Raw genomic sequence first — 9,396 nt, 5'->3', positions numbered from 1 at the left:
CATCGGCGAAGTTCCAAACTCCCAGGAAACCATTCAGATCAATATTGCTTCTGGGAGTTCTGGGAAACACGATCTTCCGGCGGCCCCTTGCCACCCTTGACTTCGACTAATTCTGAAGGGCCGACGAGGTAGTCGCGGATGTCCTGCGTGTTGCGCCACACCTGCACGGCGGTCTGATATTTGCCCGTGTTTCCGCCGAGCGACATCCAGCAGATGCTGACGGCCGTCGAGCATCGGTTCGACGGGATGAAGGTTGAGCACGAGACAGTCTTCGGTGAAGCACACGAGCGCCGCCATCTCCGGCATGTTGCGCAGATGATGCAGGATTGCTTCGTACTTGAGGAGCAGGCGATGCGCCTGGGTCTGAATGCCGGTAAGCAGCACGGTGTCGTGCTGGTAGCCGAGGCGGCTGGCGTAGTGCTTGTGATTGTTTAGGACTTGCGGTGCGTCGAACTGGATGATGCTCAAACAACGGGTAGTCATGTCTTGCTCGATTCAGATACGGAGTCTGGGTTGAAGCGATTTTTTTACAGATTCCGAAGTATCCGCAGGAGACTTGCGCTTCGATATCGGGCAGGTCTGAAATCGAACCGATTCCATGCCCGATGGCAGCGGTCTCGGTCGCAAGTGGACAGATTTGCGTCGCAATCGGTCGAGCCTCGACCAATATGGCAACTTATTTTTACAACGTCGTCTGAAATTTAGTGTTTCGCGTAGTGCGCCGCCTGCATCACGGAGACAGGCAGTCAGCGGCGGTTTTCAGCATCGGCCTTCAGCATTTCCCGCAAGTCGCAACAGACGTGGTTCGCCGCTTCGCTCCGCGCGAGACGGCGAGGCCGCGCTTCATTTAACGAAACGTCGCCAACGACACACCGATCCGTCGGCCCACAAGAAGAGGACCACAAGATGACAAGAGGACATGCCGCATCCACCGCACGCGCCGCGCACGGCGCGCGTCCGCGCGTATCGAAGTTCGCGGGACTGGCGCTTGCCGCGAGCGCGGCCGCCGGCGCATCGTCGCTGGCGCACGCGCAAAGCAGCGTGACGCTCTACGGCATTCTCGATGCCGGCATCACCTACGTGAACAACAGCGGCGGCTCGCGCACGTCTTCAAGTTCGACGACGGCATTTCATACGGCAACCGGATCGGCTTTCGCGGCACGGAAGACCTCGGCGGCGGCCTGCAGGCGATCTTCGCGCTCGAATCCGGCTTCCGGCTCGGCACCGGCCGCTATGCGTTCGGCGGCGCGGAATTCGGACGTCAGGCGTATGTGGGCATCAAGAGCAATCAGTGGGGCACGGTGTCGTTCGGCAATCAGCTGGATATGACCGAGGAATTCGTCTACCTGTACAACATTTCTGCCTGGGCCAGCGGTTACGCGATTCACCAGGGCGACTTCGACCGCATGAACGGCGACCGTCTGCCGAACTCGGTGAAGTACATGTCGCCGGATTACGGCGGCTTCACGTTCGGTGGCGTGTATTCGTTCGGCAACGTCTCGGGCAACTTCCATCAGAACAGCGCGTGGAGCGTCGGCGCGCACTATGCGCGCAACACCTTCAACCTGGGCGTCGCCTATACGCAGTTGAACAACCCGAACGGCATCTACGCGTTCGATCCTTACGCGATGATCGGCGCGCACACTTTCCTCGGCCAGCCGACCGTGACGATCGATCCGGCCATCGGCGCGCGCACGGATCTGTTCAGCGCGAACCCGTTTTCGGTGGACCGGCAAGGCGCGCTCGCGGTCGGCGGCGCATGGACGCTGGGCAACCTGATGCTTTCGGGTAATTTCACCTGGACGTCGATCAAGGGACTGGGCGTGACGTCGTACATGAAGGTGTACGAAGCAGGTGCGTCCTATAACTTCAGGCCCGATCTCGCGCTGTACGGCGGCTATCAGCACACGCGCTTTTAAGGCAATCACTGGAATCAGGGATCGCTCGGGCTGCACTATCTGCTGTCGAAACGCACGGACTTGTATATCTCCGGCGACTATCTGCGTGCGTCGCGGTCGATGCCGTCATCGGCTATAGCTTCACGCCGTCGACGTCGAACACCCAGGCCGATGTGCGGATCGGCATGCGTCATTCGTTCTAAGGCGCATTGCGAGTCTCAGGCGGCCGCGAGCCTCGCGGGATGCACGGCGCGCAATGCGCTGCGGTCCTGTCGAGGGCTCGTGCCGAAACGCACGCGATACGTCCGCGAAAAATGCGACGGCGATTCGAAGCCGCACGCGACGCATACCGCGAGAATCGACATGTCGGTTTGCTGAAGCAGTTCGCGCGCGCGTCAGACGCAGGCCGAGATAGAAATGCGTCGGCGTATCCTTGAGCGATGAACAGAACAGGCGTTCGAGCTGACGACGCGTGACGCCGATCGATTCGGCCAGCGTATCGGGCGAGAGCGGCTCTTCCATGTGCTGCTCCATCACGCCGATCACCTGAATCAGCTTGCGATTGTGGATGCCTTAGCGCGCCGCGATCTGCATGCGCTGATGATCGCTGCGCTGCCGGATGCGTCCCACCACGAACTGCTCCGACACTTGCGCGGCCAGCTCTGCGCCGTGATCGCGCGCGATCAGATCGAGCATCATGTCGATCGACGCCGTACCGCCCGCGCAGGTAATGTGCCGCGCGTCGATCTCGAACAATTCCTGACTCGTTTCGATCGACGGATAGCGCTCCGAAAACGCCGCGGCTGCTTCCCAGTGCATGGTCGCGCGCTTGCCCGCGAGAAATCCCGCCTCGGCCAGAATGAAGCTACCGGTATCGATGCCGCCGAGCGTCGCGCCCTTGCCGATCCAGCCGCCTCAGCCAGTCGCCGATCGCGCGCGTATAGCGGGCCAGCGGCTCGAATCCCGATACGACGATCACCGTGCGCGGATCCTTCACGCTGTCGATCGCGTATTCCGCGTTCAGCGAAATGCCGTTGCTCGCGGCGACCGGGCCGCCATCGGCGGAAACGATATGCCAGCGATACAACTCGCCGCTGAAGCGGTTCGCGACGCGCAGCGGCTCGATCGCCGACATGAAGCCGATCGACGAAAACTCGGGCAGCAGCAGGAAATGGAAGTCTTGTGGAGTGGGCATCGAATGGAAAAAAGCGCCGAAACAGCGATATCTCCACGTTAACCATTGCAAAAACCGTGCGCAATCGGGCCTGCACCTTAAGCGCGACGGACAAAGCGGGCGTCGCAGGCAGTCAATTCCCGGTCGCTACCAGTCGTTCGGGCGCTTTTATGCGGCGGTAATTTTGAGTCATGCCGGCAATACGAACCGGTCCTCCAAGAAAACCTCACGGGAACTCCGCCATGAGACAACGCCTTCTTCCGACTTTGCTCCTCATCGGCGCGTCCGCCGCCGGCCTTGCGATGCAACCCGCCCGCGCCGCCGGGTCCGACGATGCAACCTGCAAGACCGTGCGCTTCGTCGATATCGGCTGAACCGACATCACCTCGACGACGGCGCTCGCGTCCGTGCTGTTCGAAGGCCTCGGTTATACGCCGAAGACGACCGTCGCCTCCGTGCCGATTTCGCTCGCGGGCCTAAAGGCCAAGCAGATCGACGTGTCGCTCGGCTACTGGTATCCGGTGCAGGAAAAGGCGGTGCAGCCGTTCCTCGACGCGAAGACCATCGACAAGCTGGAGCCGCCGAATCTGAAGGGCGCGAAGGCGACGCTCGCCGTGCCGAACTACGCCTACGACGCGGGCATCAAGACTTTCGCGGATATCGCGAAGCACAAGGACGAACTCGACGGCAAGATTTACGGCATCGAACCGGGCAGCAGCGCGAACGCGAAAATCCAGAAGATGATCGACACCAACCAGTTCGGTTTCGGCGGCTTCAAGCTGGTCGAATCGAGCGAGGCGGGCATGCTGGTCACGGTCGAACGCGCGGCGCGAGAGAAGAAACACGTCGTGTTTCTCGCCTGGGAACCGCATCCGATGAACATTCAGATGAAGCTCAACTATCTGTCCGGCGGCGACGAAGTATTCGGTCCCAACTACGGCGAAGCGCGCGTCTATACGCTGACGAATCCGGATTTCCTCACGCGCTGCCCGAACGCGGGCAAGCTGGTTCAGAACCTGCGCTTCACGACCGATCTGGAAAATCGCCTGATGCAACCGGTGATGAACAAAGAGCGTCCGGCCGATGCCGCGAAGGCGTATCTCAAGAAGAACCCGCAACTGCTCGATTCGTGGCTCGCGGGCGTGAAGACGGTGGACGGCAAGGACGGTCTGCCGGCGGTGAAGCAGTATTTGAGTCTGTGATCAGGCGGTCCGTTGCTCAGTCGACGGACCTGTTCCAAACCAATTGAATAGCTATCCGAACTAAATCATGAACTACGACGTCATCGTCACTTGTGCGGTCACCGGTGTTGGCGATACCACGAGCAAGCATCCGGCCATTCCCGTCACGCCGAAGCAGATCGCGGAGGCGGCCATCGAAGCGGCGCGCGCGGGCGCGACCGTCGCGCATTGCCATGTGCGCGATCCGAAAACGGGCCGCGGCAGCCGCGATCCCGCGCGGTATCGCGAAGTGGTGGATCGCATCCGATCGTCGGACGTGGATGTGATCATCAACCTGACGGCGGGCATGGGCGGCGATCTGGAGATCGGCCCCGGCGAAGACCCGATGCGCTTCGGTCGAGGCACCGATCTCGTCGGCGGGCTGACGCGTCTCGCGCATGTCGAGGAACTGCTGCCGGAAATCTGCACGCTGGATTGCGGCACGCTCAATTTCGGCGATGGCGATTACATCTATGTCTCGACGCCCGCGCAATTGCGCGCGGGTGCCAAGCGCATTCAGGAACTCGGCGTCAAGCCCGAACTGGAAATCTTCGATACGGGCCATCTCTGTTCGCCAATCAGATGCTGAAAGAAGGTCTGCTCGACAACCCGCCGCTCTTTCAGTTGTGCATGGGCATTCCGTGGGGCGCACCGCCCGACACCGGCACGATGAAGGCGATGGTCGACAACCTGCCGCCCGGCGCGCATTGGGCGGGCTTCGGCATCGGCCGCATGCAGATGCCGATGGTCGCGCAGGCGATGCTGCTCGGCGGCCACGTGCGCGTCGGTCTCGAAGACAACATCTGGCTCGATCGCGGCGTCCACGCGACCAACGGCACGCTGGTGCAGCGCGCGGTGGAGATCATCGAGCGTCTGGGCGGACGTGCGCTGACGCCTGCCGAAGGACGCAAGAAGCTCGGTCTGCGGCCGCGCGGCGAACGTCTGCTCGACAAGCGCGTACTCGAACAATTTGCCTGAATTGTGTTTGAACCAAAGGAAGACCACGACATGCAAGTGAAGCAATTCGCCGCGCTCGGCGCGGGTGTGATCGGCAGCGGCTGGGTTTCGCGCGCGCTCGCGCATGGCCTCGACGTGACCGCGTGGGATCCGGCGCCGGGCGCGGAAGCCGCGTTGCGCGCCAATGTCGCGAATGCGTGGCCGGCGCTCGAACGCGTGGGACTGGCGAAGGGTGCATCGCCCGATCGCTTGCGCGTGGTCGCGACCGTCGAGGAATGCGTCGCCGATGCGGATTTCATTCAGGAAAGCGCGCCGGAACGCGTCGAGCTGAAACTCGCGCTGCACGAACGCGTGAGCCGCGCGGCCAAGCCCGAGGCGATCATCGGTTCGTCGATGTCGGGGCTGTTGCCCAGCAAGTTTTATGCGAGCGCGGTGCATCCCGAGCGATGCATCGTCGGCCATCCGTTCAATCCGGTGTATCTGTTGCCGCTGGTCGAGGTGCTCGGCGGCGAGCGCACTTCGGGCGAAACCATCGACGCGGCGATGAGCTTCTACGCGTCCATCGGCATGCGGCCGTTGAAGGTGCGCAAGGAAGTGCCAGGTTTCGTCGCCGATCGATTGCTCGAAGCCTAGCCTTGTGGCGCGAGGCGCTGCATCTCGTCAACGACGGCGTGGCGACGACCGGCGAAATCGATGATGCGATCCGTTACGGCGCGGGCATCCGCTGGTCCTTCATGGGCACGTTCCTGACTTACACGCTGGCGGGCGGCGAAGCGGGCATGCGACACTTCATGCAGCAGTTCGGGCCCGCGCTCGAATTGCCGTGGACGAAACTCGTCGCGCCCAAGCTGACCGACGAGCTGATCGATCGCGTGGTGGACGGCACGTCGCGTCAGACGAACGGACGCGGCATCAAGGAACTGGAACGGTATCGCGACGATTGCATCGCGAGCGTGATCGAGGCGATCGCGCAGGCGAAGGCGCGTCACGGCATCGAAGACTAAGCGCGCAAGGAGCGACGATGTCGAGCACGATCTATCGCGATACGGTGAAGCCCGAATGGGTCGACTACAACGGCCACTTGCGCGATGCGTTCTACATGCTGATCTACAGCCTCGCGACCGATGCGTTCATGGATTGCATCGGGCTGGACGAAGCGGGGCGCAGCGCGCGTCATCGCACGCTGTACACGCTGGAGGCGCACGTCAGCTATCTGCGCGAGATCAAGGAAGGCGCGGCCGTGCGGGTGGATGCGTTGGCGCTCGGCGTCGATCGCAAGCGCATTCATCTGTATCTGGAAATGTTCGAAGGCGATGGCGACGAACCCGTGTCCGCCTGCGAACAGATGCTGATGCATATCGATACGAGCGGCGCGCCAAAGGGCGCATCGTTCGATGAGGACGTGGCGCAGAGAATCGCGGCGCATCCGGTGATGGAGAAGGGGGAGGCGCGTTATGCGGGGCGGGTGATCGGGTTGCCCGCGCGTGCCTCGCTCGCGACGCCCCCCGCCTGAGCCCGCCACCTTCTCAACAACAACGCATTCGTCACCACGCTCACGCTCGAAAACGCCATCGCCGCGCCGGCGAACATCGGGTCGAGCATGCCGAATGCGGCGAGCGGCACGCCGATCAGGTTATAGACGAACGCCCAGAACAGGTTCTGCCGGATCTTGCGATACGTCCGCCGCGAGATATCGATCGCGTCCGCCACGAGCGCCGGATCGCCGCGCATCAGCGTGATGCCGGCCGCTTCGATGGCCACGTCCGTGCCGCTCGCCATCGCGATGCCGATATCCGCGGCGGCGAGCGCGGGCGCGTCGTTGATGCCGTCGCCCGCCATCGCGACGATGCCGTGCGTCGATGCCTTCAGTTGCGCGATCACGCGCGCCTTGTCATCGGGCAGCGTCTGCGCGAACACCCGCTCCGGCGCGATGCCGAGCGCACGCGCGACGGCCTGCGCGCTGCCCGCGTTGTCGCCCGTCACGAGCGCGCTTTGCACGCCCATCGCCGCAAGACGTTCGATGGCCGCGCGCGCGGTCGGCTTGACCGTGTCGCCGAACGCGAGCAGCGCGAGCGCCGCGTTGTCCGCGTCGCGACGTTCGATCAGCCATGACACCGTGTTGCCCTGCGCTTCGAGTTCGCGGGCGCGGTCGGCGAGCGCATCGGAGATATCGGCGTGCAATTCCGCGAGCCAGCGGCCGCTGCCGATCGCCACGCACCGTTCGCCGACGCGCGCTTCCACGCCGCGACCGGCGATCGCGCGCACGTCGCTTGCATCGAATGCGATTTGAGCGACGCCAGACGCCGCCGCCTCGACCACCGCCTTCGCCAGCGGATGCTCGCTTTCGCGCTGCACCGCGGCGGCGATCGCGAGCGCGTCGTCGCGATTCACGTCCGGCGCGGTATCGAAGGCGACGAGACTCGGGCGGCCGACCGTCAGCGTGCCGGTTTTATCGAACGCGACGATCTCGATGGCGTGCGCCTGCTCCAACGCCTGCGCGTCCTTGATCAGGATGCCCTGACGCGCGGCGACGCCCGTGCCCGCCATGATGGCCGTCGGCGTCGCGAGGCCGAGCGCGCACGGGCACGCGATCACCAGCACCGCGACCGCGTTCAGCAGCGCGGTTTCGACGTCCGCGCCGTGCAGCATCCAGCCGATCATCGTCACCAGCGCGATGCCGAGAATCACCGGAACGAACACCGCCGACACGCGATCGACCAGCCGCTGGATCGGCGCCTTTTCCGCCTGCGCCGATTCGACGAGCCGGATGATGCGCGCCAGCGTCGTCTCCGCGCCGATCGCCGTCGTCTCGATCGCGACTGCGCCTTCGCGATTGATCGAGCCGCCCGTCGTGCGCGCGCCGGGCTCCTTCGCGACCGGCAGGCTTTCGCCGGTGATCAGCGATTCGTCGATATGCGTGCGGCCTTCGCGCACGATGCCATCGACCGGCACGCGCTCGCCCGGCCGCACGATCACGATATCGCCGATACGCACGTCCGCCAGCGGCATCTCGCGTTCGCGCGACGGATCGGCGGCATCGCGCACGCGCGCCGTACCCGGACGCAGCGCGTTGAGCGCGCGGATCGCGTCGGTGGTCTGCCGTTTGGCGTGCGCCTCCAGCCATTTGCCGAAGCGCACCAGCGTGATCACGACCGCCGACGCCTCGAAATACAGATGCGCCATGCCGCCGCCGCTGTGCGCGATCATCTGATAGACCGACACGCCCCACGCCGCCGATGTCCCCAGCGCGACCAGCAAATCCATATTGCCCGCCAGCGCGCGTATCGCGCGATAGCCGCCCACATAGAAACGCGCGCCGAAGCCGAATTGCACGATGCTCGCCAGCGCCAGCTGAAGCCACGGCGACAGCCCGAGGCCGAATATCGGCGCGAGCAGCGGCAGCGTGACGATCGCGCTCCCGGCGACGGCCGCGAGTTCGCCGTCCCATCCGCGCGCGGGCGCGACGGCGGGCGGCGCTTCCGGCTCGATGCGCGCGGCTTCGTAGCTGGCTTTGGTGATCGCGGCGACGAGTTGATCGTCGCTGACGGTATCGCTCACATGGACGGTGGCTTTTTCCGTCGCGAGGTTGACGGCGACGCTTTCGACGCCCGGCACGCGCTTGAGCACTTTCTCGACGCGCATGACGCACGACGCGCACGTCATGCCGCTGACGGCGAATTCGGCGGTGCGCGGGTGTTCGGTGGATGCGGTGGACATATATAACGCTCCGATCTTGCCGGGATCGCGAGATCCCTGATGAATGCAGTATCAGCCTTCCAATGATTGGAAGGTCAAGCGTTCTTTGGCGGGATCGCTAGCGGAATAAAAAATTCGGGGGAATTTTTTTCGATATCTGCAGGCAAATACATCAGCAGGTCGCGAATCGGAACGAAAATCGCCCGGCGCCGAACCTGCGGATATCTCAAAATTACGCGCGATGTACGTCAAATGCCCGCCAGGCAAGGGTTTTGCGGCATCATGTCAGCCGCCGCCGTATCGAAATACGGGACAGACCCGTTGTTTAGAGGGTAGCCACGTTCCCTCTCGGAAACGCGGCCCCCGAAGAACCGTACGTGCGAGTTTCCCCGCATACGGCTCGAGCACGGCACGAAGCATCTCACTGATGCCGGTTGCGCTTGTATCAGCA

General features: G+C 63.5%; 4 protein-coding genes and 5 pseudogenes. 6 read left to right on the top strand and 3 right to left on the bottom strand.

Annotated elements, in window-relative coordinates:
• Positions 1–38: 38 nt before the first annotated feature.
• Complete coding sequence (locus BVER_RS31885) at positions 39–206, bottom strand: hypothetical protein (protein WP_157056216.1); 168 nt, start codon at positions 204–206, stop codon at positions 39–41.
• Positions 207–213: 7 nt separating this feature from the next.
• On the opposite strand from BVER_RS31885, the gene BVER_RS24885 reads away from it, so the two are divergent.
• Complete coding sequence (locus BVER_RS24885) at positions 214–435, top strand: hypothetical protein (RefSeq protein ID WP_050455540.1); 222 nt, start codon at positions 214–216, stop codon at positions 433–435.
• A 471-nt stretch (positions 436–906) separates the two neighbouring features.
• Positions 907–2,101 (top strand): annotated as a pseudogene (locus BVER_RS24880) (porin).
• Positions 2,102–2,116: 15 nt separating this feature from the next.
• On the opposite strand, the pseudogene BVER_RS24875 reads toward BVER_RS24880, so the two are convergent.
• Positions 2,117–3,093, bottom strand: a pseudogene (locus BVER_RS24875) (GlxA family transcriptional regulator).
• 221 nt (positions 3,094–3,314) lie between these two features.
• Between BVER_RS24875 and BVER_RS24870 the strand changes: the two are divergent.
• The 4 genes and pseudogenes from BVER_RS24870 (at position 3,315) to BVER_RS24855 (ending at position 6,762) form a co-directional block, all read left to right on the top strand.
• Positions 3,315–4,274 (top strand): annotated as a pseudogene (locus BVER_RS24870) (choline ABC transporter substrate-binding protein).
• A 67-nt stretch (positions 4,275–4,341) separates the two neighbouring features.
• Positions 4,342–5,270: pseudogene (cdhC, locus tag BVER_RS24865) on the top strand (3-dehydrocarnitine:acetyl-CoA trimethylamine transferase CdhC).
• Positions 5,271–5,300: 30 nt separating this feature from the next.
• Positions 5,301–6,253 (top strand): annotated as a pseudogene (locus BVER_RS24860) (L-carnitine dehydrogenase).
• Positions 6,254–6,270: 17 nt separating this feature from the next.
• Positions 6,271–6,762 carry a thioesterase family protein gene (locus BVER_RS24855; protein ID WP_050455539.1) on the top strand — a complete coding sequence of 164 codons (492 nt, stop codon included), beginning with the start codon at positions 6,271–6,273 and terminating at the stop codon, positions 6,760–6,762.
• On the opposite strand, the gene BVER_RS24850 is transcribed toward BVER_RS24855, so the two are convergent.
• Positions 6,702–8,966 (bottom strand): heavy metal translocating P-type ATPase, encoded by a 2,265-nt coding sequence (locus BVER_RS24850; RefSeq protein ID WP_232316749.1) that lies wholly within the window; start codon positions 8,964–8,966, stop codon positions 6,702–6,704. The genes BVER_RS24855 and BVER_RS24850 overlap by 61 nt on opposite strands.
• Positions 8,967–9,396: the final 430 nt, after the last annotated feature.

This window comes from Candidatus Burkholderia verschuerenii (assembly GCF_001189365.1).
GTDB classification, from domain to species: Bacteria; Pseudomonadota; Gammaproteobacteria; order Burkholderiales; family Burkholderiaceae; genus Caballeronia; species Caballeronia verschuerenii.
The sequence above is the reverse complement of the archived record's forward strand: the minus strand, read 5'-3'. Positions and strand labels throughout refer to the sequence as shown.

Bases quoted from the DNA above. Each gene is read 5' to 3' on its own strand.
- BVER_RS31885 (WP_157056216.1), bottom strand. From the start codon at position 206: ATGTCGCTCGGCGGAAACACGGGCAAATATCAGACCGCCGTGCAGGTG.
- BVER_RS24885 (WP_050455540.1), top strand. From the start codon at position 214: ATGCTGACGGCCGTCGAGCATCGGTTCGACGGGATGAAGGTTGAGCAC.
- BVER_RS24855 (WP_050455539.1), top strand. From the start codon at position 6,271: ATGTCGAGCACGATCTATCGCGATACGGTGAAGCCCGAATGGGTCGAC.
- BVER_RS24850 (WP_232316749.1), bottom strand. From the start codon at position 8,966: ATGTCCACCGCATCCACCGAACACCCGCGCACCGCCGAATTCGCCGTC.